Raw genomic sequence first — 25,757 nt, forward strand, 5'->3', positions numbered from 1 at the left:
TTTGCACTCCCTGCTATTCGACGTAGATTATAAGAAGAATAAAGCACTTTTCAGGAAAATACTGTCTTTGCAAAACATGATAAGGAATGTCTATTCTGTAATATTGATTTGGAGCATTAGCTGGGTCCTATTAGTGATGATTCCAGTTTTCGCCCAGGCATCTCTTGAATCTTCCTCTGTCACGCAGCACAGTCAACCGCATATTTCCGAAATTCACTTTACTGAAGATCATAGTAGCCAATTGCCCCAAAATTGGCAGTTTTATCCAAACCAGTTTATTACTGAACCAAGTTCCGTACTTACTCCGCAAGAGGTTCAATTACCCGCTTCATTTAAAGACCTGACCGGTTCAAATATTGGCTATGGAACCTTTATCGGACATTTCAAAATTCCATCAGAATTTATCGGACGTCGGATCGCCGTGCATATTCCGGCTGAATATGGTGCCTATCGAATCCATATCGATGGAAAATTTATTCTGCGGCATGGGGAAATTGCGAAAACAGCGGAAGAGCAGAGAAATGAAAGGGCTCCTCGAATCGGTTATTTTGTTCCCGAAAGTGAATATTTCACCATGAGTATTCAGGCGTCAAATTATACCCATCTACATGGCGGGATTGAACAGCCTATACGCATTGGAACAGCCGGAACTATTAACCTTCAGTATCAGCAACTTATGATGAGCATCAGTATGGTCTGTGGACTGGTGCTGGGGGTGGGCTTTTTCACGATTCTTTTTTCAATGTTTAGGGGATCAACAGAACGCAATAGCAAAAGTATTTTTATCTTTGGCTTGTTCATTATTTTTCTGGCCCTGCATAACTTTTTTGCAGCGCCGTATGCCTATTCGATCGTGACTAAGCTCGGTTGGCTATGGGGAACACGCCTAGAATATCTGTTCACTTTCCTGGCGATTCTATTTTTCCTCAGTTATATGTACCTGTTTAATCAGCGCTATTTGCATCGATTTATTTATAGTGTTGCCGCAGGACTTTTACTACTGAACTGTGTCGTAACCCTGTTGACCGATCCGGAAAATTTTCAACGTCTGGCCTTGTATAGTGCGATTTTCGGGATAGTCGTGGTGGTCAATTTTATCTATGGCTTTTATCAGACTTTGCATCATAAAGACAATTATTCGCGCTTAACTCTCTATGCAGTCATTTTTCTATGCCTGACCTTTATAAATGACTATTTATTGCTGATCAATGTGATTGAAAGTGTGCATCTGTCTTTTATCTCGACCAGTCTGTATGCCGTGATCATTATGTTTCAGCAGTCGCAAAATTATGCCCATCAAACCTATGCGACAGAGCAGTTGAATATGAATCTGAAAGAGTTAAATAATTCACTCGATCAGAAAGTCAAAGCACGTACCGAGCAATTACGTGAACTGAATGCCAAACTCGAACATCAGGTGAATATTGATGCTTTGACGGGTGCCTTTAACCGCCGTGCTTTAAATGACCAAATCCAGCAGCAGTTTTTATACTGTCAGCAACATCCACACAGTACACTGATTTTTGCCATGCTCGATGTCGACTATTTTAAAAACTACAATGATTATTATGGGCACTTAAAAGGAGATGAAATTTTACAGAATCTGGTCAAGGTCATTCAGACGGTACTCCCCGAATCCGCGTATTTAGCCCGTTATGGTGGAGAAGAATTTGCGATTCTACTTACTGATGTACCTGTCCAGGCAGCATTTCAATCTCTGGAAAAAGTCTTAATCAAGATTCGCGAACAGCAATTTGAACATTTAAATCGCACAGATGATAAATCCTATGTCACGGTCAGTATGGGCATTTCCTGGATGGATCAAACACATCCATATCCAGATATTCATGCACTGATGAAAGCGGCAGATGTACAGTTATATGCGGCTAAGCAGGCAGGGCGAGATCAACTTAAAATGACATAAAAAAGTTTTAATTTTAAAAAGCGTATTTATATAAATGATAATTTTCTTCATTTTCCGATTGAGGATTCGGTGAGAAAAATCCATTTTTTTGATAATAACTTAAAGCCGTTTGAGTCGATTGGACTTTAATTTTATGGATATTTTTACGCACTAAGGATTTGTGCATCTGATCAAAAAGCTGGGTGCCAAACCCGAGTCGCTGGAAACGTGCAGCCACATAGTGCATCAGGATTTCTCCAGTGTCACTGACCAGCAAAAAGCCGACAATCTGATCATTCAAAATATACACCCAACAGTCGTTATAAAGCATTTCCACAATTAACTGGGCGTGATTAAACTGCTCCAGCCAGCGCTGGATCACGCTGTCTTCACGTTGATGATCCAAAATACAGGATTGAATACTGTCGTGGATGACCTGAATTATTTGAGGTATATCTTGAATCTTCCCTTCACGAATCATAATTTTATTCATTTACTCGACCATAAAGAGGGACCTTTTATTTGAAGGAAAATGCTCAGAAAAACAAATACCAATCGTGTAGCTTTTTGAGTGCATTTGCTAAAGAACCAAGAGTTGATGATCGATTCTGTAGTGATTTGTCTGATTTATTTATCTTGATCAATATTGGCCTTCTGGTTTAATTCTAATTTTTAACAAGATTGTAGACTATCATTTCAAATTGAATAATGGGAAATAAGGCTCAACCGAAGAAAAAATCCAAGAAGATCTAAAAAAATCCTCATGTTTGCTGTACAAAAAATAGACTTGTGTTAAGTTAAAAGAAGATCGCCAAATCAAGAATTGGCAGACCGTGATAAAAATAAAATTAACCACACGAGATGATCAATGATTCTTAAATTCCTGATTTTTTCATGTCTAACCCTGATAATTTATGCGATGTGGTTTATCGGCATGAAAATCTATAAAACCCAGCGTTATGTAAAAAGTAAACGTGTCAAAAAAGCGGACCCGATTTCCAGGAATGCTGAAGAGAATCAATCTGATTCTCAGGAAACCTTGCATGTGGTCGATGCCTATGAGCTGGAACTGTTTGATGATGTGGCGCAATTATTTTTCCAACATCAGGTTCAGATTCAGGATCGCAATGAAGCAGAGCAGTTACAGCAGGAATTACTCCGTAAGATGCCGATGCATACCGGTACACAAATCCGTCAGATGGATTTAGGCGAATGGTCAATTTTCTGGAATTTTTATGACCAGTCACTGGAATATTATGTCGGCCGTTATGGGGTATTTTATGCCCATGTCGACCGTTTCGGCGAGGAACACCATCAGGAAATCCGAACCAATGTTCAACAGGCACGTTATGCTTAAGCAGCTAAATGCTCTAGAAACTAAAATCAAGCTGCATATTTGAGTTGATGTAATTCGCTGAACTTGTTGAGCACTTCATCCCAGAGCTGTTCTGCGCCCTGACGGAAATAGCCCATATGTCCCATATGCTTGATTCCATAATCAGCTGCCTGAATATTGATATAATGCAACGGAGCCTGACGATAATGTTGCATAAAAGCCTGTCTGGATTCAGGTAAGGCCCAGGCATCATCAAGCGCGGCTACGGCATAAATAGGCGTTTTTACCGCGGCATAATGGGTATGCAGGTCTTTCAGTTCAGGATCGGCAAAGAAATAGGTCGGATTTTTACACCATTTTCGCCATTGACGATAAACATCACGCGGCAAGTCGGCGCCCATATTCAGTTTGCTCCATGGCAAATAGCCTGCCACCGCTACCATCGGTGGGAAAACAATATTCCAGATTACCTGAACCTTGATTCTTTCAGTTAAAGGCATATAACCATGCCAGCCAGCACCAGTGCCAAAGCAGTACATTGCTTCAATGCGATCATGATATTTGCTTAATCCCAAGGCCTGTCCGCCATAGGAATGGCCAATCATATAGATGTCCAGACCGGTTTGGCTGAGATAATCAATCGCAGCGCTGAGATCATATTGCCCCCAGTCCAGATATGACATTTTAAAATTCTTTAAACATTTAGGCGCAGAATCAGCCACCCCACGATAATCAAAAGTCAGTACCTGAAAACCTGCATGTGCTGCATAATCGGCAAAGCGCCGGTAAAAAGCTTGGGGAACACCTGTCGCACAGGCGATGACAATATTGGCTTTGGCATATTCACTGCGGTAAAGCTTGCCGGTTAAGGTATAGCCATCTTCTGCCAGAAACTGCACGGTTTCAACCTGAACTTTTCCTTGTTGCATACTGGATATCCTTATACGTGGATTGAATCAGGGGAGGTGAATCTATATTATTTTTAATCTGATCTAAGCCATGATGTCAAAACTCACGAGTCGTAAATGACATCTATGCTTACCTATATGGCATGTAATCGCCTCATACAAAAGGAAGGGCTACCTCATGCTGATTGATTTTCATCAGGCACAATTACAGAAATTTATGGCTTTAGCGACTCAGGTTGAAGCTGAACCGGAACACTATTTACAGTTTGATTCCGTTTCTGATTTTTATAAGGCCAGCTGGTTAAAGAAATTTCCTGCGGGTACGGTCTGGTATGCTTCCGGCCTAGATGATGGGGCAGAAGAATTTCATGCGGTCATTGAGTATCGTGAAGTTCAGCTTTTACTCAGCTGTGGACCCTGTATATCTGCAAAAATTGCCTGGAAACATTGACCTCAATGCCAATTTTTCTCAATAAAAAAATAATGACAGCCGATGTAAAATTGACTTAAATAGCTTATCTTCTCTGTCAGATGATTCATTTGACTTAATTTGAGTCCATAACCCCTAATAAAAATAAGGAAAATAGATATGGCCCACCAGTTTACCGTAAATGCAATTATTCGCGGTGTTTCGATTGATGAGTTTAAACGTCTGGCAAATGACATCAGTTTGCATGAAGCGGTTTGTCATCGGATCCCTGCTCAAAATATGGAAATTCTGGTTTCAGAAAAGCAGGGACATCTGTATACCCTGAAACGTGCCTACAATCTGGATGTCAAAATCCCAGATATTGCCAAAAAACTGCTAAAAGATGCATTTCGCTTGCAACGTACCGATGTCAGCAATTTAGAAGAAATGACTTCTGTTGTGGAACTAGGTGCCAATCTGCCAATTGAAGCCAAATGTCAGCGTGCCGTTACAGGTGATGAACAGCAGATCCAGTTCCAGTTAAACTGGACGGTGAATGTGAAAGTGCCTTTGGTCGGTGGCATGCTAGAAAAACATGCCGAAGGTGAAATCCGTAAGTTCAGTGAAATCGAGATCAGCATCGTGGAAGATGAGCTACGCAAGAATCTGACAGCTTAAGCTCGTATTTTTACGATTAGAAAAAGAGCCTTTGAGTCAGGCTCTTTTTTATTTTAGGCTGTTTTTTCAAATTTGCTGCGGTAAAGCAGGGCAGTGAATAGGGTCACTAGACACACAGTCCAGATATAGTACAGGGCACCAATATTACTATACAGGCTCAACCATTGCACCAGTGGCAAGGTGATTCCACCTGCAATCGCATAGGCCAGATTATAGGAAAATGAAATTCCGCTGAAACGGATTTGTGCCGGGAACATTTTCACCATGCTATAGGACACCATGCCCACGGTTCCTGAGCTTAGACCGAGCAACATGTAAAGCATGAACACCGTTGACGCTTCAACATGACCCAGACTGTGATAAAAAATCCCGGCCATTGCCGCGACAAAAATAGAGCCAAGTAAAATGACCTTGCCTGCACCGAAACGGTCAGCCAGTACACCAGCGATAATGCAGCCGAGCATTTGCATTAGGATTGCAGCACTTTGCATCTTGAATGCATCAGCACGTTCGAAGCCAAAACTGGCCACCAGTAAATTCGGCATCGCCAGAATTAACACTACTACACAGCCGGTCAGGAACCAGGTAAATAACATCCCAATGCCTACAGCAGTTTTGTGGCTTAATAGTACCTGTTTGACTGGTAATTCTTTCGCCAGTTCTTTTTTCGCCTGCATGGCTTTAAAAACTGGAGTTTCTTTCAAATAACTGCGCAGGTAAAGGGCCACAAAACCAAAAATCCCACCTAGAATGAAGGGAACGCGCCAAGCCCAGCCTTTGATTTCCGCTTCAGTGAATTGAAGGGAAATAAACAGCGACATCAGAGCACCGAGTAGAATCCCGAGAGACAGACCAGCAGTAAGCAAGCCATTGGCAATCCCAATCCGGCCTTCAGGTACATGCTCCGACACAAAGGTCCAGGCTGCCGGAATTTCACCGCCAATCGCAATACCTTGAACAACACGCATCAATAGCAGCAGCAATGGTGCAGCATAACCAATACTTTCAAAGGTCGGCATGATCCCGATCATGAGGGTCGGTAGCGCCATCAGCAAGATGGATAGACTGAATAGACGTTTACGACCGATCAGATCCCCAAAATGCGCCATCACCACACCGCCGAGTGGGCGAAAGAAATAGCCTGCGGCAAAGATGCCATAGGTATTTAGCATGGCCCAAAACGGACTCAGGTTACTTGGAAAGAACAGTTCAGAGATCAATTTGGCGTAGAACACATAAATGACAAAATCATAGAATTCCAGTGCGCCACCTAGGGACGATAGTCCGAGGGTGCGTTTATCAGCACGGCTCAGATAGGGTTGTGCATTCATGTGGTCGTTCCATTATTTAATATCCATGACTTGAGTGCTGATTTTAAAGAAGGGTTATTTTCTTGAATAATCAATCTTTCTTTGTTTAATCTAAACTAAAAGTTATTAAAATTTAAATGAATAAAATTATTTGGAATGTTTTGATTAATTATTTTCCTTTCAGGTGAAGTTTTTAAGGCAAAAATAAGCTGGATTTCGACATATTACTTAAAACCCAGCTTATCTTTTTTAAGGATATTTATTCATTTTAGTATGATGTTCATTCTGTAATTTTCTCTCTAAGATAGAGTTGGATGAAAAATTGCAGGATAACGTGATGACAAATACCTTGGCGGTGGCGCAGCAAGGCGAGACCATTTTGACCTTAATTGCCAGTCCGGTCACACAAGCTGAATTTGACAATGACTGGTTGCGGCAATTTAATAGTGCCTTGATGGAAACCATGCAGCAACGTCAGGGTGTGGGCATTGCAGCACCGCAGGTTTATGTCTCTAAACGCATTATTATTGTCGCATCACGGCCCAATTTACGTTATCCAGACGCGCCGTATATGGAAGCTGTGACCATGATCAATCCGGAGATTATCAGTGCTTCAGCTACGCAAGTATTGGGTGAGGAAGGCTGTTTAAGTGTGCCCGAACAAAGAGGGAGAGTAGCTCGAGCAGAAGAGATTCAGGTACGTTATTTTACCTTAGAGGGAAATGAAATGGTTCAAGTGTTCAAAGGCTTTCCGGCACGAATTGTACAGCACGAAATTGATCACTTGAATGGAATTCTATTTGTAGAGAAGCTTGCAGAAGCATAATTACTTGGCTTGAATTGCGGTGCCATAAGCGAAGACTTCAACCATACCACCTTGCATGCCAAGTTCAGTCGTACTGAGACGGATTCCCATAATCTGGTCAGCACCCATTTTTTCTGCTTCCAGTTTTAATCGTACTATAGCTTCACGTCGTGCCCGTTCAACGACACTCTCATAACTGGTCAAACGGCCACCTAACATGTTTTGCACATTAGCAATCGCATATTTAAAGTAATCATGTGAAATCACCACATTGCTGCTGATCATATGGCCGGGGAATGTAGATTCGATGAAACGGCTATTATTGACCCGGATATAAGCCAAACGTTGTTCCTGTTCATCCAGATATTGCAGATGCTTGCGCTCGTTATAGCGACCAAAACCGAAACCCACGCTGAACAGAATGGCGAAAATGACAATCTGTATAATCAATCCGTCCATGCATTAGTTCGCCTGTGGAAATGGATCAGGCAGTTTAGGCATGACCGGATCAACGATGACTGCTGTGCCATAAACAAACAGTTCAGAAGCACCTTGGGCAATATTTGAGGTAGAAAAACGGATACCTACAATCGCATTGGCACCCATACTGCGAGCTTTTTCAATCATTCGGTTCATGGCTTCCTGACGGGATTCTTCCAGTAATTCGGTATAAGCGGTCAACTCGCCACCGACAATATTTTTCAGGCCGGCCAGCAAATCACGTCCAACATGCTTACTGCGCACAGTACTGCCATAGACCACATCGATTTGCTGGCGAATGGTATGTCCCGGTACAGATTCCAGATTGCTGAGTAACATTCATATCCCTAAATTAGAAAAAATACTTTGATTATTATTACACTTAAAATAGATAGTTTAGTCATTATAAATTTCTTCAGATGACTCAGGCAGCTGGGGTAAATACTTTGTTTGGATCACCCCTTGAGCTGACCAATAGGGAAGTTCAAGTTCAGTAATACCTTCTGCATAAGAAGCCAATTCATACAATGGATAGACAAATACAATTCCATTGGCATTGAAATAGAAATTATCACTTACTTCAAATGCATTTTGCTCAATATGATGTTGTTCAAGCCACTCACGATTATGTTCGTAAAGTTCAGTTTTGAGTTTTTCTTTGCTTGCAGGTGCCAAAATATCATTCAGGCTTAAACGCTGCTTGGTATTGAGATCAAAAATAACGTAGTCACTATGATGCATACCATGTGCAGCGCCTGCTGGGTAATATTCGGAAAAGTATGTAAAGTTTGCGATATTGTAATGCTGACCGATATAACGTACAGCAGTGGTACTGTAGTTGGTTGATGGCATTTCAGGATCAAGAGTGACCTCTACAGCAGGTGATTTGTCGAAAGCTTCAGCATGGTCTTTTTGTAAACGCTCCAAAAAATATTGGTTTAACCAATTTACATTCGTTTTCACTGTTTGCAGATGATATTTAGTGCAACTGGCAAACTCATCCTCACTGGCTGGATGGCATACTTCATTTTTACTGAGCTGTACACGTTCAGTTTTAGCCTTAATCAACGGTAAGCTTTCTTTTTCAGCGACGGTTTCCGCTGTTGGTTCAGGTTTTGAATCTACTGTATTTTTTTGTTGGCATGCGGTTAAGAAAATTGAACTTACCAAGGCAGATAACAATATTTTTTTCATCGATTTACATTTTATAAAGTGTTAAGTCTGATCCAATTGAGTATACAGATTTCTTGATTCAATAAAATATATCGGCTATTGGACCAACGTATAAAAAAGCCCACCGAAGTGAGCTTTTCTGAAAAAGAGATTAAGCTTATTTTGCCTGTTCGGCACGACGCTGTTCGGTCACAGACGGGCGATACGGTACGGTGTCTGAAGTGTTAACTTTCAAACCACCACCAAGACTCTTGTACAGCTCAACCTGGCTGTTCAGATTCGCCTGTTCAAGTAATAACAAACCTTGTTCTGCTGCATATGAAGCACGTTGTGCATCCAGTACAGTCAGATAGCTGTCAATACCGGCACGGAAACGTGCTAGAGACAGGCGGTAAGTCGTGTTAGTCGCATCAACCAGACGGCGTTGAGCAGCAATACGGTCACCAATATTCTGACGTACCGCCAGGGCATCATTCACTTCACGGAATGCAGTCTGAATGGATTTTTCATAATCTGACAGCGCAATTTGCTGATCTGTTTCAGAAATACGAATATTGGCCTGACGTGTACCCCAATCGAAAATTGGAATATCCAGACTTGGGCCTATAGACCACGCAAAACTGCCAGATTTGAACAGATCACCCAGATCCGCAGATGCAAAACCTGCAGAACCCGTCAGGCTGATGGTTGGGTACAGACGCGCACGGGCAGCACCAATATTGGCACCTGCCGCAGACAGACGATATTCAGCTGCACGTACATCCGGACGGTTAATCAGCAGATCACTTGGTAAACCTGCACCTAGTGCCGCATTAGAGGTAATGCGGGTAACACGTTGTGCCGGTAACAGGTTGGCCGGTACAGGTTGACCTACAAGCAGATTTAGCAGGTTTTGTGCCTGAGCCACCTGGGTGCGATAGTTGGCAACATCATTACGCGCAGTTTCAACAGAAATTTGCGCCTGACGTACTGGAAGTTCGCTATCGATCCCCACATCAAAACGTTTCTTGTTCAGGTTGTAAGATTCAAGCTGGGCTTTCAGCGTTTGCTCAGCCAGCGCCAGATTGGCATTGGCAAATGAGTAACTCAGCCATGCTTGGGCCACCTGACCGATCAGAGAAATCTGAGTCGCATCACGCGCACTTTGAGTCGCCAGATAAGTATCTAAAGCATTGTCACGCAAGCTACGCACACGACCCCAGAAATCTAGCTCAAATGCAGTTACGCCTAGACCGACATTATAAGTCGTCACAGCGCCACGGCTTTGCGGGTTGTTACTGCCAGTATCCTGACGTAACACGCTGCCGCTCGCACCAATGGTTGGCAGACGGTCATTTTCAGAAATCTGATAAGCCTGTTGGGCACGCTGAATGTTTAATGCGGCAGTACGCAAATCACGGTTATTGGTCAATGCCAAGTCCAGTACCTGTAACAGGCGCTGGTCAGCAAAGAATTCTTTATAACCCTGTTCTGCTACAGAAGTACCTGAAGCATTGGTATAACTGCTTGGGATATTCGCCTCTGCAACGGGCTCTGGGCCACGCATGCTTTGACATGCAGTCAAAGCAAGCGCGAGGGCAGATACCGCAATGCTACGACCTGTAATAGACCATATATTTTGCATTACGACTAGTACTCCTGATTTTGTTGTTTTGGTTTGTATTTAAAGATACTTCGAATCCACACGTAGAATACAGGAATAAAGAAGATACCTAAAAGCGTCGAACTGATTACACCACCGAGGACACCGTAACCGACAGAGTGCTGGCTACCCGCACCGGCACCTGAAGCAAGTGCTAGTGGAAGTACACCAAAACCGAAGGCAAGGGTGGTCATGATAATTGGACGTAAACGCATTTTTGCCGCATGCAAGGTTGCATCAAACAACTCTTCGCCCTGTTCCTGCAGCTCTTTGGCGAATTCCACAATCAAGATTGCGTTTTTCGCAGAAAGACCAATTACGGCAATAATCGCTACCTGGAAGTAGATGTTATTCGACAGGTTCGGGTCTTTAAACAGAATCATACCGCCAAAGGTCAATAACAATGCACCCACAATACCTAGCGGTACAACCAGAAGAACCGAGAATGGAATTGACCAGCTTTCATACAATGCAGCCAGACACAGGAACACGATCAACAGTGAAAGCGCGTACAAGAATGGTGCTTGTGCGCCAGACTCACGTTCTTCCAGAGACAGACCAGTCCATTCATAGTCGAAACCTTGCATGCCCATTTCAGGAAGCTTGGCAATGATTTCTTCCATTGCGCGCATTGCATCACCTGAGCTCACACCCGGTGCTGGTGTACCCTGAATGTTCATCGCAGATACGCCGTTATAGCGTTCCAGACGAGGCGAACCATAGGTCCATTCGCCGGTTGCGAATGCCGAGAACGGAACCATTTCGCCACGGTTGTTACGAACATACCACTGGTTCAGGTCTTCCGGCATCATACGAGAGCTGGCTTCACCCTGAACGTACACTTTTTTCACACGACCACGGTCAAGGAAGTCGTTAATGTACGAACCACCCCACGCCATGCTCATGGTGCTGTTAATTTCAGAAATGCTGACACCTAAAGCACCGGCTTGTGCATGATCGACAATCACACGGTACTGCGGGTTATCTTCCTGACCATTTGGACGAACACCTGCAAGACGTTTGTCTTGTGCAGCCAGACCCAGAACAGTATTACGCGCTGCTAAAAGTTGCTCATGGCTTTGACCACTTGCTGCTTTTAACTGCATATTAAAGCCGGCAGATACACCCAGTTCAGGCATTGCTGGCAATTGTAATGGCATGATGTAAGACGCATCTTTCACAATCATGTTCAGTGCCATACCACGCTGGATAATTGCACCGACCTGTGATTCTGGTGTGGTACGTTCAGACCAGTCTTTCAGTTTGATAAATGCCAGACCAGCGTTTTGACCTACACCTGTGAATGAGAAACCAGCCACACTGAAGACAGATTGGACATGATCTTTTTCATTTTCCAGGAAGTAGCCTGTCATGGTATTGATGACTTTATCGGTACGTTCCAAGGTTGCATTTGGTGGCAACTGTACCAGCGTCATCACGACACCTTGGTCCTCATCAGGTAAGAATGAAGAAGGCAGTTTCTGGAAGATCAGCACAATAATCCCGATCACCACCGCATAGATGATACCGGAGAAAATCTTGTGGTGGGTCATACGATTGACACCGCCCTGATATTTCACAGAAACACGGTCAAAGCTATGGTTAAACCAGCGGAAGAAACGCGCAGCCGGGTTGTTGCTTTGCGGCTTGTTCGGATCATGCTGTTTCAGAATGGTCGCACACAGGGCAGGGGTAAAGGTTAAGGCCACCACCAGAGACAGAACCATTGCTGTGACCAGCGTGATTGAGAACTGGCGATAGATAACCCCTGTAGAACCACCAAAGAATGCCATTGGTACGAATACTGCAGACAGTACAGAGGTAATACCGATCAGCGCACCAGAGATCTGTTTCATCGACTTTGCAGTCGCGCTCACAGGATCAAGATGCTCTTCAGCCATGACACGTTCAACGTTTTCGACCACAACGATCGCATCATCGACCAGCAGACCAATTGCAAGAACCATCGCAAACATGGTCAAGGTATTGATCGAGAAGCCGAAGATATTAATGATTGCAAAAGTACCCAGTACAACCACTGGAACGGCCATGGTTGGAATAATCGTTGCACGCCAGTTCTGCAAGAACAGGAACATCACGATGAAGACCAGAATGACCGCTTCGATTAGGGTATGAACCACCGATTCAATCGATAACTGAATAAATGGTGTGGTATCAAATGCCAGGGTATCTACCATCCCTTGAGGATAGTTCGGACGTAACTGTTTTAAACGCTCTTCAACTGCTTCAGCGGTATCCAGCGCATTGGCACCGGTTGCAAGTTTAATCGCAACACCGCCAGCCGGTTTACCGTTGAATTTAGAATCAAACTGGTAGTTGTCTGCACCCAGTTCTACACGTGCGACATCGCCCAGACGGACTTGTGCACCTGAAGTAGTATTTTTCAGGAAGATGTTTTCGAACTGTTCAGGTGTTTGCAGCAGACTTTGCGCATTCACCGTCGCATTCAGTACCTGCCCTTCAATCTGTGGCGCACCACCTAATTGACCGACAGCCACCTGAGCGTTCTGGGTACGGATTGCCTGAGCCACATCACTTGGAGTCACTTGCAGACTAGCCATTTTGGCTGGATCCAGCCAGATACGCATTGCATAAGAACCACCAAAGACCTGAACTTCACCAACCCCGGCCACACGGCTTAAAGGTTCAGAAATATTTGAGTTCACATAGTCTTTAATGTCATCTGCAGTCAGGCTGCCATCAGGCGAATAGAAAGCTAATACCTGAAGGAAGCTGGCACCAGATTTGGTAACACGTACACCCTGACGTTGTACATCATCAGGCAAAAGTGCAGTCGCTGACTGTAACTTGTTTTGTACCTGTACCTGTGCGATATCAGGATCGACACCCTGTTCAAAGTTTAAGGCGATGGATGCCTGACCGTTACCGGCACTGTTCGAAGAAATATAACGCAAGCCATCCAGACCGTTCATCTGCTGCTCGATGATCTGCGTTACTGTATTTTCTACAGTCGCTGCAGATGCACCCGGATAAGTCGCAGAAATGGTGACTGTCGGTGGCGCGATCGTCGGATATTGAGCAATTGGCATTTTGCTGATGGTCAAAATACCCGCCAGCATAATTACCAATGCAATCACCCATGCAAAAATCGGGCGATGGATAAAGAATTGAGCCATGAACCATTACTCCTTATGCATTTGCAGCAGGTTTTTGTTCAGGTTGTTTCTTTGCATCATCTGCCTTTTTTGCATCTGCTGCAGGTTGCTGTGCAGCTGGTTGAGCAGCACCTTGTGGGGCAGCCGCTTGAGGTTGATAAGGTTTAGGCACCACTTGCTGTTCAGGTTTTACCTTAGCAATACCGTCAACAATCACTTTATCACCCGGATTCAAACCTTCGGTTACGATCCAGTTACTACCTTGAGTACCGACTGTCGTTACTGGACGTGGAGTTACTTTATTGTCAGCACCCACCAGCATCGCTATGGCCTGACCCGTAGGCGTACGGGTTAACGCCGCTTGTGGAATCAGGAAAGCATTTGGAATTTCGCCTTGTACGATTTGCGCTGTGGCAAACATACCTGGCAGAAGTAAATGGTTCTTGTTCGGGAATACTGCACGTAAAGTCACAGTACCTGTTTCAGGGTTCACGCTGGCATCCGAGAATGCAAGACGGCCTTCGACAGGGTAGATGCTGCCATCTTCAAGCTTTAACTTCACTTTGGTGTTGTTTGAGCTGTTGAGGTTGCCTTTGCTTAGCTGTTGACGCAGGCGCAGCAGTTCAGCACTGGATTGGTTGATATCTACATAGATTGGATCTAGACGCTGAATCGTAACCAGTGGTTCTGTCTGATTTGCAGTCACTAACGCACCCGCCGTAATCGAAGAACGGTTAGTTTGACCAGAAATCGGGGCACGTACGGTTGAATAGCCCAGGTTGATTTCAGCATTACGTAAAGTTGCACGGTTGGCATTCAAATCAGCTTCAGCCAGTTTGACCTGTGCTGCAATGTCATCGTATTCCTGTTTAGAAATGGCATTGGTACCGACCAGTTGACGGTAACGGCCTTCTTTAACACGCAATACACCTAAATTCGCTTCAGCACGGGCAATCGCAGCACGGGCATTATCAACAGTAGTACGGTTAGTGCTTGAATCGATTTCATAAAGCGCCTGACCTTCACGGACATAGCTACCCTCAGTGAATAAGCGTTTAAGCACCACACCACTAGCCTGTGGACGTACTTCAGAAATCTCAAATGCTGTTGTACGACCTGAGAGCTCTACAGACTGCTCGACACTTTGTGGCTGTGCAACAAGAATACCGACTTCAGTCGGTGGCATTTGCTGCTGAGCACCAGCTTGCTGGCCCTCTTTAGGATCTTTGCTACAACCAACAAGTGCAAGACTTGTTGCTAATGCGCAAGCAGTCAGGGCGGGTGCCCAAAGCTTTGCAGACATCATTGTTCCACCTCAATTGGATTCTTATCTAAATTTTTTTATTTGTGAACCGTGCAATATCTGATCCAGACCATATACCACAACGAAATCCAAATAAAACTTATACTCCAGCCGGATATGACATCTGAAGGAAAATGTACACCTAGATAAACTCTTGAAATACCCATAATCAGCATCCATGCACCTGCACCCATCCAGATGATGGTATGTCGGGGATGTTGCCGATATATGAATATTGCCAGACAGCCGAGACAGGCTGCATAGACGCTATGGGCACTCGGGAAGGAGCTTCCATAGCTTTCAACCAGATGAAAAGACTCTGCTGGTCGAGGTCGGGCAATACTGAATTTTAAAAGCCAGCCTAGGAGAATTCCTCCGATAATTCCGATACATATAAAAATTACGCTTGCATACTTTTTATACCACAGTAGAAAAATACACCATAGTGTGGATAAAAATAATACAAATGGCATGCCACCTATCACTGATAAGGACTGATTAATTTGATTTAAAAATTCTGTGCGATAGCCGCTAATCCATTCTATTGCAAGCACATCTAACTGGCTTAAAGTTGCAATATCAAGAAATAACACACTGAAAATTAAAAATAAAATTCCGACAATAAGTAACAAGTAATGCATGCCAAAAATCCTTGTCCTTTTAACCGTTATTCAACCGGTTAACTGTCTGCGCTAAAGTGTACTTGCCAGTACACTTTTTTTCAAGAGTGCGTATTTTATGCAAATTCCATTTTTTATTTATGGGATTTTGTACCTAAATGCCCAAATATTCTCGCAATTTTACAGTTTTGTGGATGTATGATTTTCGTCAATTTCAATGGTTTGCTTCGGCGGCCAGAAAAACTCACTTGGGCGAGTCAGGAAATGGGTCATGACCAGTTTGGCGAGCGGTTTCCACTGTTCGAAACGCACCCGTCGTGCGCGTAATGCCACAATAATGGTCAGGCTGAAACTTACAAAAAGGTTAGTCAGACCAATCAGCAGAACACCCAGGAAAGAGATGATAATGAGTCCAATATCTGGACCATTAATATTGATCAGTCCTTGGATAAAGTTGGCAGAGGCAAAGGCAATATGACGAATATCTAAAGGCAAGCCAAGAATGAAACCGATGGTACCCATACTGCCCAGCATAACCCCAAAAATAAAATTACCCGCCAGTGCACCCAGATTACGTTCAATATAATCGGCAAATCGATGTAAACGTTCTTGTCCCATCAGTTGCGACAGGCGCACATGAGCTCTCAGACGAGGACCAACCTTCCGATACACTGCCATATTATCGAAATAACCGGCTAATAGGCCTGACAGGAATAAACATACGCCAGCCACTGCTGCATGAGGAATCGCCAAAGAAGTAAATGGGTTCAGGTCATATAAGGTTTTGGCTGCTTTGGCATGCGTCATTAATGGCTCATGTAGGGCAAATTCCCACATCAGGGCAATCAGTGCTGCAACCGGAATTGCGATGGAAATATTCCCAAGAATTGCGACAAACTGGGTCCGAATGATATTCACAATCAGTGCAGCCAGTTCAGCAATCTGGGCGGTTTTCGAACCCTTACGCTGTTGTACGGTAGAAGCGAGTGCAGCTGCAGTCATCGCCGGCTGTTTGGTTGCAACGGTGAAGTGCAGCACATGAATGAGCATAAAACCGAGCGAATAGTTCATGCTATAGCTAAAGGCCTGCATTAAAGGTGCCATCGTGACACGCGCCATTAAGACTTTCAGCGAAGCCATAAAGGCAATGATGACACCGGCACCGGCTGCCGATTTGTACATGGCCAGAAAGCCTTGCTTGTCGGTACTTACATAATGTTCACCGGTTTTACTGGCATTTTCAGTCACCTGTAAAGCCAGGAGTTCACTATTGGTAGTCAGTAAGGCACGCACACTGCGTTCACTATAAATTGCTTCGGTAATATCGGCGATAAACAGGCCAATGGATTGATAACGCAGGTCATCATCATCCAGCACCATATTCAGCAGGATTTCAATCCGTTCCAGACACTGTTCCAGTAAGGCCAGCATATAGGTCAGGCTGACACTGACCCCAATCCGTTTGGTAGAGCGGCGAATTTTGGCGACAACATCGTGACACTGCTCCAGCATGACCAGAGCTTGGGAAGCATCTGGCGGCGTAATCGCATCCACCAGTTCTACGGTGTTATAGCGTTTTTTATATTCCTGGATAAATTCAATGATCTCACGGTTTTGCACCAGAAAAGGTGATTCATATTCCATGAGCTCAGGCTGAGCATTAATAAATTCAGGATGCAGACCGATCCCACTCACCCGGTAGGACAGAATCGTTAGTGCTTTAATGATCTGATCTTTGATTCGGGTTTTTTCTACCTGATTAGAATGACCCTGATTTACAACAGCAAAAAGTCGCTGCCAGTCTGCTTCATCAAAATAATCCAGCCAGTATTTATCGGTACGCAAATAGAAAATTTTGCGGAACAATTCCTGAAGTTGTAGATGATCTGGAATCACCGGCAGGATATGTGCCCCGATCCGCTGATTCAGCTGGTTCCAAAAACCATCTAGAGAAAGAATCCCAGTATCGGAAAACAGGCTGGCTTGTTTATAACGATTGATAACTCTTAAAGTGAAACTTTGTAAGGTTAAGACTGCATTGGGAGTGAGCAGTAAGGCCCGGATAAATGCATTAAATTTTGTTTCGATTTCTTCTGTATTTCTGCTGTCTTCTGGGCGTATACGTTCTACAAGTTGGATGAGCAAATTCTCATCCAGCACCGCCTGTGGTTGTTCAAGCTGGTGCTGCATGCTTTGAAAAATATCAAGAAAATTAATATGCATAGGCGAGGTAAGCGGCTATTGAATCCGGTGAAGAGCCAGTTTGGCCAGATTAACGAGGGCCTGACGATACTCTGAATCGGGTAGTGCATTCAAGGCTTGAATTGCAATTTCTGTTTCTTCAGTTGCACGCTGGCGACAATAATCCAAGGCGCCAGAATCATTTACGATCTTGATGACTTCTGCCAAATGATCTGTTCCGCCCGTTGCAATACTGCGACGGATAATTTCATGTGATTCACCTGTAGTATTCTTCATGGCAGCAATCAATGGCAGGGTCGGTTTGCCTTCCATCAGGTCATCACCGATGTTTTTACCTAGGGTTTCAGCATCAGATGTATAGTCCAGAATGTCATCAATAATCTGGAAAGCATTACCGAAGTGACCGGCGAATTTACGTAACGGTTCACGGAACTCAGTCTTGTCGGAAAGAATAGCGGCACCTTCGGTCGCCAGTTCAAACAGGCGAGAAGTCTTGCCATGAATAATGCTCAAATAGGTTTCTTCTGAGGTTTCTGGCTGATGTTGCGATTGCAGTTGCAGAACTTCGCCTTCGGCAATTTCGCAGGTACCCGTAGAGAAGTCTTTGAGCAGGGTCATATTGTTAAGGTCGACCAACAAATCAAAGGCACGCGAAATTAGGAAATCACCCACTAGCACAGCTGTCTGATTGTTCCAGGTCGCATTGGCAGTTGGACGGCCACGGCGTAAGCCTGACTCATCCACAACATCATCATGAACTAGAGTTGCCGTATGCAACATTTCGATAATGGCGGCCAGTTTGCGATGTTGTTCCAGTTCTACGGCACCACAGGCTTTTGCTGCCAACAGGCACATGATTGGGCGCATACGCTTGCCGCCAGCTTCAACCACATGCTTGCTGACCGCCATCACCAGCGCCACTTTTGAGGTAATTCCTTCGTTAATGAATGTGTCCATCGCAGCAAAGTCGTTAGCAACAGGAGCGAGAATATCTTGCTTAAAGTCGATGGCCATGTGAAAGAAAACCTCTAGTTTGGTAAATCGCAGCGGGTAGTTTAACAATTTATAACATGAGTGAAAGCTAAGAAAAGCACAAACTCCACTAAAAATCAGCTTTTTATAGCACTTCTTTGAGTTTAGCCTAAATTTTGACATTTAAAAAATGAACAATATCTTTCCGCTAAAGTTTTTTTCTAAACATTCTCAGGCAGCTGGAAAACTCGGAATTGAGCAGCGTTTTTTGGTCAGTATATCCGGTATTAATCTTTGATTTTGAATGAATAATTTAATGATTTATAGGCTTTGTAATGGAGTTCATGATTATTTCCTTAAAATGGCTTGTTGTTTCTTATAATATCCCTTAAAATCTTTGCCCTTGTATAACCCCCAGTGGCGCGCGTTTTAAGATCGATATATTCCTTTATCGGCACGTCGACACGGGCATGTTTGGAGTACATTATGTACGCAGTAATCCAAAGCGGTGGTAAACAGCACCGTGTAGTTGAGGGTGAAACCCTTAAAGTTGAATTATTGAAAGCTGAAACTGGTTCAACAATTACGTTTGATGACGTACTTATGCTTGTAAACGGTGATAGCATTCAAATCGGTGCTCCAGTTGTAGCTGGCGCTAAAGTAACTGCAGAAGTAGTTAGCCATGGTCGTCACGACAAAATCCGCATCATCAAAATGCGTCGTCGTAAGCACTACCGTAAACAACAAGGTCACCGTCAATGGTTCACTGAGTTGAAAATTACTGGTATCTCAGGCTAATTACTAGGAGTAAATAGACATGGCAACTAAAAAAGCCGGTGGTTCGACTAAGAACGGTCGTGATTCGAATCCTAAGATGTTAGGTGTTAAAGTTTACGGTGGCCAAACTGTAACTGCAGGTAACATCATCGTTCGTCAACGTGGTACTGAATTCCACGCTGGTCAAAACGTAGGTATGGGCCGTGACCATACATTATTTGCTACTGCTGATGGCGTAGTAAAATTCGAAGTGAAAGGTCAATTTGGCCGTCGCTACGTATCTGTTGAAGCATAATTTGCTGAAATAGAAAAAAGACCCACAGTTTCTGTGGGTTTTTTTATGCATGAAGATTTATCGGCTTATAAAGCTGTGACAGCGAATGTAAATATCACTATTGAATCTTCATCATGATGAATAAAAACAGGAATTCTGCATTAATAACAATACAAAACTTCTTATTTTCTATCATCTTAGTTCGAGAAATTGGTTTAATATGAGCCATTAGATAAATAGCAATATGCAAATACAAAAAGGTGAGATTATGAGTATGCTTCGTAAAACTGTATGTGCCATAACAATCGGTACGGCGACACTGGCACCTGTCATGAGCACGACTGTATTTGCCGCAACTGCAGCGACGGAGCAGCAAGCTACTGCGAATCTGGTGAAACAGCTCAGCAATATCCGTAGCTTAACTGCAAATTTTGAACAAACGACTAAAGTCACGAATCCGAAAGCGACCCAGAAAAAAGGCTTAACCGCCCAGCACATGAACCAGACCTTTAAAGGTGTGATGAAGGTGGCGCGTCCAGGTAAATTCTACTGGGAAACTTCTAGTCCATCTAAACAGACCATTGCCACTACAGGTAAAACCGTATGGATCTATGATCCAGACTTGCAGCAAGCAGTGCGTCAGAGTCTAGACGATCAAGTGGCAAATACACCGGCATTATTATTGTCCGGCAATACCAGCCAGATTATGCAATCTTATCGCGTAACTCAGCCGAATAAAGCTAAAACCTATTACACGCTTTATCCGAAAAATACCGATGGGGTGTTTGAAAGCCTGACTATTAGTTTTGGTGCGAACAAAGCGCCTAGCTTGATGATTTTGCAAGATTCCTTAGGTCAGACTACGAATATTAAATTTAGTAATGTAAAACTGAATACCACGATTCCGGCATCTACGTTTAACTTTACTCCGCCAAAGGGCACAGACATTATTGATCAGTAAGCATCAATACACCCTAAATAAAAAAGCAACCTCCGGGTTGCTTTTTTTGTTCCTGATCGGGATGGATTTGGAGTCATTACAAGGTTGGCGTATATCTAGAAGTTCGGGTGTTTTAGAATAAACAAAAGTTGAGTCAATGAAATTGCAAAATTTTAGGAGCTCAGGATGAAAATGACTTCATGTAAAATAGGCTGGATCGGTTGTATCTTATGTCTGAATCTTGGGCTATTTGCCTGTCAGCGTCAAACCTCTTCAGTCACTACATCCGCGCAATCAGAAGACACGGGGCAAATTCAGTCCAAAACAATTCCGGTTAAAGATGCTAATCAGGTCGTGTGTGAAATCGAAGGTTGTGTGCGTTTTGATTTGCAGACTGTAGATACCAATATCAGCTGGATTGATCAGTATTTTATGGAGCGGATCCAGCGTACTGAGCCGGTCGCTTTTAGCAAAGTGACCAGTAATAAAATTAAAGCAAAGGATGAGCCGAAATTTATTGATCAGCGTTCCATTCAGGTGAGTTACCTGAATCAGCATTCTCATCTAGCTACTTTTATCTTCAAAACTACTCATCAGCCTGAACGTGCCCAGTCACAATCTCATAGTGAATATGTCAATCTAGATATAAAACAGAAGAAACGTCTAGCTCTTCATCAGGTTGTGCGCGGTAATACAGATGAAAAACTGAAACAGGCTCTATATCAAGCAAATAAAGACTGGCTAGATCGCTATCAAATCACCCAGCAGAAATTAGCATTGAGCGACAATTATTATTTTGACGGTTAGGGCTTGGTACTGGTTTATCCGGCAGGTGAGTTGAGTAAGCCAATCAGTGACATGGCAGAATTAAAAGTACCTTATACAGCATTAAGCGAGATCATCCGGCCTGAATATTTATCGCTTCTGCCTCAAACAAGCCTTTAAATATTGCGCTAATAAACTCCAGCCGGTAGGTCAGTCACTGTATTTTTTGACGTTAAGAGCTTACACTATAGCCAGTTTTTTTCTTATCCAAAGATTGGCTATGATCGACCCGAAATTACTTAGAAATAATATTGAGGCTGTAAATTTAGCCTTGGCAAAACGTGGTGTTCAACTGAATGTTGAGGAGTGGGCATCATTAGAAGCTCGACGTAAAGAGATTCAATCCAAAACTGAATCCTTGCAAGCTGAGCGTAATGCCGGTGCCAAGCAAGTGGGTCAGATCAAAAAAGCAGGTGGCGATGCCTCTGAAATTATGGCACGCATGTCTGCGATTGGTGATGAAATTAAGGCTGCTGAAGCTGCTCTGGCTGAACTGCAAGCTGAACTAGAAGAAAAATCACTGTCTATTCCAAACCTTCCAGATGAATCTGTACCTGAAGGTAAAGATGAAAATGACAATGTGGAAGTCCTGAAATGGGGTACACCACGCGAATTTGATTTTGAAATCAAAGACCATACTGACCTGGGCGAAATGATGGGCGGTCTGGAATTTGAAACTGCGACCAAACTGACCGGTTCACGTTTCAGCGTTCTGAAAGGTCCTTTAGCGCGTCTGCAACGTGCGATTACCCAGTTTATGCTGGATACGCATACCACTAAAAATGGCTATACCGAAGCCTATGTTCCTTATTTGGTAAATGCAGATTCTTTACGTGGTACAGGTCAGTTACCGAAATTTGAAGAAGACCTGTTCAAGTTGCAAGGCGAGAAAGAATTCTATTTAATTCCAACGGCTGAAGTACCTGTAACTAACTTCGTGCGTGATGAAATCATCGATGCCGACCGTCTGCCACTGAAATATGCAGCACATACTCCATGTTTCCGTAGTGAAGCCGGTTCTTATGGCCGTGATACCCGTGGTCTGATCCGTCAGCACCAGTTCGACAAAGTTGAGATGGTTCAGATCGTGAAACCTGAAGACTCTATGCAGGCACTGGAAGAGTTGACTGGTCATGCAGAAGGTATTTTGCAGGCATTAGGTCTGCCATACCGTAAAATCATTCTGTGTGGTGGTGATATGGGCTTTGGTGCATGCAAAACCTATGACCTTGAAGTCTGGGTGCCAAGTCAAAATACGTATCGTGAAATTTCATCTTGCTCAAATATGTGGGACTTTCAGGCACGCCGTATGAAAGCGCGTTACCGTGCTGACCAGAAAAAAACTGAATTCGTGCATACGTTGAATGGTTCAGGCCTGGCTGTAGGTCGTACTTTACTGGCGGTCATGGAAAACTATCAACGTGCTGATGGTTCAATTGAGATCCCTGAAGTACTGCGTCCGTATATGGGTGGTGCAACTTATATCGACTAAATGTCGGTGTATGCACCAAAATGTGCATGAAAATTGCTTAGACAGTCAGATTTAAAACTTTTTGAGGCATTTTGTGGATATCTTTCCAATCTCGTTAAAGTTGCAACAGCAACCTTGTCTGATTGTCGGTGGTGGACATATTGCATACCGTAAAGCGGTATTGCTACAGAAAGCAGGGGCAGTCATTTCGGTGGTTGCCCCTGAGATCGAAGCGAGTCTGCTTGAGATTGTTCAAGCGACCGCCGGTCAATATGTTCAGGCACCTTTCAATTCTGAAATTCCTCTACGTTCCTACCGTCTGGTGATTGCAGCGACCAATGATGCTGGAGTCAACCGTCAGGTGTTTGAAGACTGTGAAGCTGAAAATGTGCTGGTCAACAGTGTTGATGATCCACCACATTGCCGTTTCATGGTACCAGCGATTATCGACCGCTCACCACTGATTATTTCAGTCGCGAGTAACGGTACTTCACCGGTATTGTCCCGTCAGATCCGTACTCAGCTTGAAGCTACCATTCCGCATGGTATGGGTAAACTGGCTGAGTTCTCTGGTAAGTGGCGTAGTGCAGTTAAAGCCAAGATCACTAATCCCGATGAACGCCGTATCTTCTGGGAAGATTTATACGCCAGCCCTTTGAAAGAACAGGTATTTAATGACAATCTGGCTGAAGCTGACCGTCTGATTGAACAAGCTTTAAATGAATGGCAAAAGCCAAAAGGTGAGGTTTATCTGGTCGGTGCTGGACCGGGTGATCCAGAGTTATTGACGCTAAAAGCCTTACGTTTGATGCAACAAGCCGATGTGGTGATCTATGACCGTTTGGTCTCTGCACCAATTATGGATCTCTGTCGCCGTGATGCAGAGAAGATCTATGTCGGTAAGGCGCGGTCTAATCATGCAGTGCCACAAGAAGGAATTAATGCCTTACTGGTGAAATATGCCAGCGAAGGCAAGCGCGTTTGTCGTCTAAAAGGCGGTGATCCGTTTATCTTTGGTCGTGGCGGTGAAGAGATTGAAGAGCTGTTTGCTGCTGGCGTGGCCTTTCAGGTCGTGCCTGGCATTACTGCAGCTTCAGGCTGTTCAGCTTATGCTGGTATTCCGCTCACTCATCGTGATTATGCGCAAAGCGTGCGCTTCCTGACAGGTCATTTAAAAGAAGGTTCACCAGAGCTGCCTTGGAATGAACTGGTCTATGAAAACCAGACCTTAGTACTGTATATGGGACTGGTTGGACTGGAAAAAATCTGTGCACAATTGATTGAGCATGGTCAGCGTCCAGATATGCCAGTAGCCCTAGTCTCAAAAGGCACCACACCAGAGCAAAAAGTCGTGGTGGGAACGCTCCAAGATATTGCATCGAAAGTGAATGAGCACCATATTCAGGCACCAACCTTGACCATTATTGGTGAAGTGGTGCGTTTACGTGAAAAATTGAAGTGGTCCTAAACGGCCATTGGACTCCCAAAAGTAGAGAAAAGCTGTGATCCATGTTGTTTTATATGAACCTGAAATTCCTGCCAATACAGGTAATATTATTCGCCTATGCGCAAATACGGGAGCACAGTTACATTTGGTCAAGCCGCTTGGCTTTGAACTGGATGATAAAAAACTAAGACGTGCCGGTCTCGATTATCATGAATATGCCAATATGCAGATTTGGGAAAATATTGAAAACTGTCTGGCCGATATGGCTGCTAAGGGCGTAGGTGTGGATGCGGTTTATCCACTCACCACCAAAGGTTTTGAAACCCCGCATACCTCAGATCTAAATCGTTCTGTAGCCTTGTTGATGGGACCAGAAACTCGTGGCTTGCCAGAGCATGTACGTATGATGTTCCCGAAAGAGCATTGGATTCGTCTGCCAATGGCAGAGAATTCACGTAGCTTGAACTTGTCTAATGCGACTGCTGTGATTGTCTATGAAGCATGGCGTCAGCAGGGTTTTAAACCGCTTTAAGTTTATCGTACCAATTTAAAAAGCTGCCTAAGGGCAGCTTTTTTATTTTATGTAACAGATGTGGGTACATATTAGGTCTTTCAGGTAATCTTGTAGATAAGCTCTTGAGAATGTAGAAAAAAGGAACAAGATGTGAAAAAAGGATGGTTTTTAGCAGGCTGTAGTACGTTGTTGCTGGCCAGCATGATGACACAGGCTCAAGAAGCGCCACAGCAATTAGTATCATTACAAGATACAGTTCAGCCCATTACTCAGGAAGAAATCCGTCAGGGACTGGCAGCGATGCAACAGCGCTTAAATGGCCGCATTGAGCAATGGGGTAAAACCCTCAACCGTGATGATTTCGAGTGGACCTGGCGTGGACGTCAGATGAAACCAGCCAAACGTCAGGAAGTTTGTGATATTTTTCAGGGCGTGGTGAATGAAATGTATCAAATGGCAGTGAAAAACAAGGCTCGACTCAGTCCGGAAGATCAGAAACTATTATCCAATCGTGATCTGTTTATTGAAAAACTGGGCTTTCAGAATAACCGGGTAAATACCCAGATGGGTTTTGATTGTCGTCTGCAATAAGCTCAGTCTATTATCCAAGAAAATAAAAAAAGGCGCATAA

Annotated in this window: 24 protein-coding genes and 1 pseudogene; 13 read left to right on the forward strand and 12 right to left on the reverse strand. The window is 43.8% G+C overall.

From position 1 onward, the window contains the following. The first annotated feature begins 136 nt into the window (after window positions 1–136). Window positions 137–1,924, forward strand: coding sequence for a GGDEF domain-containing protein (locus FTU19_RS00385; RefSeq protein WP_257225432.1), 1,788 nt, complete (start codon window positions 137–139; stop codon window positions 1,922–1,924). 13 nt (window positions 1,925–1,937) lie between these two features. Here the strand turns inward: FTU19_RS00385 and FTU19_RS00390 are convergent, their stop codons facing one another. Further along, complete coding sequence (locus FTU19_RS00390; RefSeq protein WP_180002160.1) at window positions 1,938–2,384, reverse strand: GNAT family N-acetyltransferase; 447 nt, start codon at window positions 2,382–2,384, stop codon at window positions 1,938–1,940. A gap of 390 nt (window positions 2,385–2,774) precedes the next feature. Between FTU19_RS00390 and FTU19_RS00395 the strand changes: the two genes are divergently transcribed. Continuing rightward, entirely contained in the window at window positions 2,775–3,260 is a 486-nt protein-coding gene (locus FTU19_RS00395) for a hypothetical protein (protein ID WP_180129949.1), read from the forward strand. A 26-nt stretch (window positions 3,261–3,286) separates the two neighbouring features. Here the strand turns inward: FTU19_RS00395 and FTU19_RS00400 are convergent, their stop codons facing one another. After that, window positions 3,287–4,168: an alpha/beta fold hydrolase gene (locus FTU19_RS00400; protein WP_180129847.1), complete on the reverse strand. Its 882-nt coding sequence runs from the start codon at window positions 4,166–4,168 to the stop codon at window positions 3,287–3,289. 157 nt (window positions 4,169–4,325) lie between these two features. Here FTU19_RS00400 and FTU19_RS00405 point away from each other — a divergent pair, with 157 nt between their 5' ends. Both FTU19_RS00405 and FTU19_RS00410 read left to right on the forward strand, forming a co-directional pair. Then, a complete protein-coding gene (locus FTU19_RS00405) occupies window positions 4,326–4,598 on the forward strand; it encodes a hypothetical protein (protein ID WP_004784921.1) in 273 nt (90 codons plus the stop codon). 138 nt (window positions 4,599–4,736) lie between these two features. Further along, a complete protein-coding gene (locus FTU19_RS00410; RefSeq protein WP_159123396.1) occupies window positions 4,737–5,234 on the forward strand; it encodes a DUF2505 family protein in 498 nt (165 codons plus the stop codon). 53 nt (window positions 5,235–5,287) lie between these two features. Here the strand turns inward: FTU19_RS00410 and FTU19_RS00415 are convergent, their stop codons facing one another. Beyond that, on the reverse strand, window positions 5,288–6,565 hold the full coding sequence (locus FTU19_RS00415) for an MFS transporter (RefSeq protein ID WP_180129849.1): 1,278 nt from the start codon (window positions 6,563–6,565) through the stop codon (window positions 5,288–5,290). Between the two features lie 316 nt (window positions 6,566–6,881). On the opposite strand from FTU19_RS00415, the gene def reads away from it, so the two are divergent. Next, the gene (def, locus tag FTU19_RS00420) at window positions 6,882–7,370 is read left to right on the forward strand and encodes a peptide deformylase (RefSeq protein WP_180129851.1); all 489 of its coding nucleotides are present in this window, start codon (window positions 6,882–6,884) and stop codon (window positions 7,368–7,370) included. On the opposite strand, the gene FTU19_RS00425 is transcribed toward def, so the two are convergent. From FTU19_RS00425 to sdsA, 9 genes are all read right to left on the reverse strand, one after another. After that, entirely contained in the window at window positions 7,371–7,808 is a 438-nt protein-coding gene (locus FTU19_RS00425) for a YbjQ family protein (RefSeq protein WP_180052313.1), read from the reverse strand. Window positions 7,809–7,811: 3 nt separating this feature from the next. After that, window positions 7,812–8,168, reverse strand: a complete 357-nt coding sequence (locus tag FTU19_RS00430) for a YbjQ family protein (protein ID WP_103799673.1) — start codon at window positions 8,166–8,168, stop codon at window positions 7,812–7,814. Window positions 8,169–8,225: 57 nt separating this feature from the next. Further along, complete coding sequence (locus tag FTU19_RS00435; protein ID WP_159123400.1) at window positions 8,226–9,023, reverse strand: RsiV family protein; 798 nt, start codon at window positions 9,021–9,023, stop codon at window positions 8,226–8,228. A 136-nt stretch (window positions 9,024–9,159) separates the two neighbouring features. Continuing rightward, the gene (gene adeK / locus FTU19_RS00440) at window positions 9,160–10,626 is read right to left on the reverse strand and encodes a multidrug efflux RND transporter AdeIJK outer membrane channel subunit AdeK (protein ID WP_103799675.1); all 1,467 of its coding nucleotides are present in this window, start codon (window positions 10,624–10,626) and stop codon (window positions 9,160–9,162) included. 5 nt (window positions 10,627–10,631) lie between these two features. Then, window positions 10,632–13,802 carry an efflux RND transporter permease subunit gene (locus FTU19_RS00445; RefSeq protein WP_159123402.1) on the reverse strand — a complete coding sequence of 1,057 codons (3,171 nt, stop codon included), beginning with the start codon at window positions 13,800–13,802 and terminating at the stop codon, window positions 10,632–10,634. 13 nt (window positions 13,803–13,815) lie between these two features. Then, window positions 13,816–15,087, reverse strand: coding sequence for an efflux RND transporter periplasmic adaptor subunit (locus FTU19_RS00450; protein ID WP_180129853.1), 1,272 nt, complete (start codon window positions 15,085–15,087; stop codon window positions 13,816–13,818). A 35-nt stretch (window positions 15,088–15,122) separates the two neighbouring features. Then, entirely contained in the window at window positions 15,123–15,725 is a 603-nt protein-coding gene (locus FTU19_RS00455) for a phosphatase PAP2 family protein (RefSeq protein ID WP_180129855.1), read from the reverse strand. A gap of 159 nt (window positions 15,726–15,884) precedes the next feature. After that, a complete protein-coding gene (locus tag FTU19_RS00460; RefSeq protein ID WP_159123405.1) occupies window positions 15,885–17,927 on the reverse strand; it encodes a site-specific recombinase in 2,043 nt (680 codons plus the stop codon). Window positions 17,928–17,942: 15 nt separating this feature from the next. Beyond that, a complete protein-coding gene (sdsA, locus tag FTU19_RS00465; RefSeq protein WP_004784900.1) occupies window positions 17,943–18,920 on the reverse strand; it encodes an All-trans-nonaprenyl-diphosphate synthase in 978 nt (325 codons plus the stop codon). Between the two features lie 444 nt (window positions 18,921–19,364). On the opposite strand from sdsA, the gene rplU reads away from it, so the two are divergent. The 8 genes and pseudogenes from rplU to FTU19_RS00505 all read left to right on the forward strand — a co-directional run bounded on the left by rplU (window position 19,365) and on the right by FTU19_RS00505 (window position 25,717). Next, the gene (gene rplU, locus FTU19_RS00470) at window positions 19,365–19,676 is read left to right on the forward strand and encodes a 50S ribosomal protein L21 (RefSeq protein WP_004784898.1); all 312 of its coding nucleotides are present in this window, start codon (window positions 19,365–19,367) and stop codon (window positions 19,674–19,676) included. Window positions 19,677–19,695: 19 nt separating this feature from the next. After that, window positions 19,696–19,950, forward strand: coding sequence for a 50S ribosomal protein L27 (gene rpmA, locus FTU19_RS00475; protein ID WP_004784896.1), 255 nt, complete (start codon window positions 19,696–19,698; stop codon window positions 19,948–19,950). 247 nt (window positions 19,951–20,197) lie between these two features. After that, window positions 20,198–20,890, forward strand: coding sequence for an outer membrane lipoprotein chaperone LolA (lolA, locus tag FTU19_RS00480; RefSeq protein WP_004784895.1), 693 nt, complete (start codon window positions 20,198–20,200; stop codon window positions 20,888–20,890). A gap of 165 nt (window positions 20,891–21,055) precedes the next feature. Continuing rightward, window positions 21,056–21,814 (forward strand): annotated as a pseudogene (locus FTU19_RS00485) (DUF3298 domain-containing protein). A gap of 100 nt (window positions 21,815–21,914) precedes the next feature. Continuing rightward, complete coding sequence (gene serS / locus FTU19_RS00490) at window positions 21,915–23,186, forward strand: serine--tRNA ligase (RefSeq protein ID WP_005236894.1); 1,272 nt, start codon at window positions 21,915–21,917, stop codon at window positions 23,184–23,186. 73 nt (window positions 23,187–23,259) lie between these two features. After that, entirely contained in the window at window positions 23,260–24,633 is a 1,374-nt protein-coding gene (gene cysG / locus FTU19_RS00495) for a siroheme synthase CysG (RefSeq protein ID WP_159123407.1), read from the forward strand. Between the two features lie 34 nt (window positions 24,634–24,667). Beyond that, window positions 24,668–25,144, forward strand: a complete 477-nt coding sequence (locus FTU19_RS00500; RefSeq protein WP_180129857.1) for a tRNA (cytidine(34)-2'-O)-methyltransferase — start codon at window positions 24,668–24,670, stop codon at window positions 25,142–25,144. A gap of 183 nt (window positions 25,145–25,327) precedes the next feature. Continuing rightward, window positions 25,328–25,717, forward strand: a complete 390-nt coding sequence (locus FTU19_RS00505) for a hypothetical protein (RefSeq protein WP_180129950.1) — start codon at window positions 25,328–25,330, stop codon at window positions 25,715–25,717. Window positions 25,718–25,757: the final 40 nt, after the last annotated feature.

The sequence above is a fragment of the Acinetobacter sp. YH12072 genome (assembly GCF_013419565.1).
GTDB lineage: Bacteria > Pseudomonadota > Gammaproteobacteria > Pseudomonadales > Moraxellaceae > Acinetobacter.

Coding starts and splice junctions, on each gene's coding strand:
- FTU19_RS00505 (WP_180129950.1), top strand. CDS start 25,328: ATGATGACACAGGCTCAAGAAGCGCCACAGCAATTAGTATCATTACAA.
- def (WP_180129851.1), top strand. CDS start 6,882: ATGACAAATACCTTGGCGGTGGCGCAGCAAGGCGAGACCATTTTGACC.
- FTU19_RS00430 (WP_103799673.1), bottom strand. CDS start 8,168: ATGTTACTCAGCAATCTGGAATCTGTACCGGGACATACCATTCGCCAG.
- rpmA (WP_004784896.1), top strand. CDS start 19,696: ATGGCAACTAAAAAAGCCGGTGGTTCGACTAAGAACGGTCGTGATTCG.
- FTU19_RS00455 (WP_180129855.1), bottom strand. CDS start 15,725: ATGCATTACTTGTTACTTATTGTCGGAATTTTATTTTTAATTTTCAGT.
- FTU19_RS00450 (WP_180129853.1), bottom strand. CDS start 15,087: ATGATGTCTGCAAAGCTTTGGGCACCCGCCCTGACTGCTTGCGCATTA.
- FTU19_RS00410 (WP_159123396.1), top strand. CDS start 4,737: ATGGCCCACCAGTTTACCGTAAATGCAATTATTCGCGGTGTTTCGATT.
- rplU (WP_004784898.1), top strand. CDS start 19,365: ATGTACGCAGTAATCCAAAGCGGTGGTAAACAGCACCGTGTAGTTGAG.
- lolA (WP_004784895.1), top strand. CDS start 20,198: ATGAGTATGCTTCGTAAAACTGTATGTGCCATAACAATCGGTACGGCG.
- FTU19_RS00415 (WP_180129849.1), bottom strand. CDS start 6,565: ATGAATGCACAACCCTATCTGAGCCGTGCTGATAAACGCACCCTCGGA.
- FTU19_RS00385 (WP_257225432.1), top strand. CDS start 137: ATGATTCCAGTTTTCGCCCAGGCATCTCTTGAATCTTCCTCTGTCACG.
- FTU19_RS00405 (WP_004784921.1), top strand. CDS start 4,326: ATGCTGATTGATTTTCATCAGGCACAATTACAGAAATTTATGGCTTTA.
- FTU19_RS00460 (WP_159123405.1), bottom strand. CDS start 17,927: ATGCATATTAATTTTCTTGATATTTTTCAAAGCATGCAGCACCAGCTT.
- sdsA (WP_004784900.1), bottom strand. CDS start 18,920: ATGGCCATCGACTTTAAGCAAGATATTCTCGCTCCTGTTGCTAACGAC.
- FTU19_RS00400 (WP_180129847.1), bottom strand. CDS start 4,168: ATGCAACAAGGAAAAGTTCAGGTTGAAACCGTGCAGTTTCTGGCAGAA.
- FTU19_RS00425 (WP_180052313.1), bottom strand. CDS start 7,808: ATGGACGGATTGATTATACAGATTGTCATTTTCGCCATTCTGTTCAGC.
- adeK (WP_103799675.1), bottom strand. CDS start 10,626: ATGCAAAATATATGGTCTATTACAGGTCGTAGCATTGCGGTATCTGCC.
- FTU19_RS00390 (WP_180002160.1), bottom strand. CDS start 2,384: ATGATTCGTGAAGGGAAGATTCAAGATATACCTCAAATAATTCAGGTC.
- FTU19_RS00435 (WP_159123400.1), bottom strand. CDS start 9,023: ATGAAAAAAATATTGTTATCTGCCTTGGTAAGTTCAATTTTCTTAACC.
- serS (WP_005236894.1), top strand. CDS start 21,915: ATGATCGACCCGAAATTACTTAGAAATAATATTGAGGCTGTAAATTTA.
- FTU19_RS00445 (WP_159123402.1), bottom strand. CDS start 13,802: ATGGCTCAATTCTTTATCCATCGCCCGATTTTTGCATGGGTGATTGCA.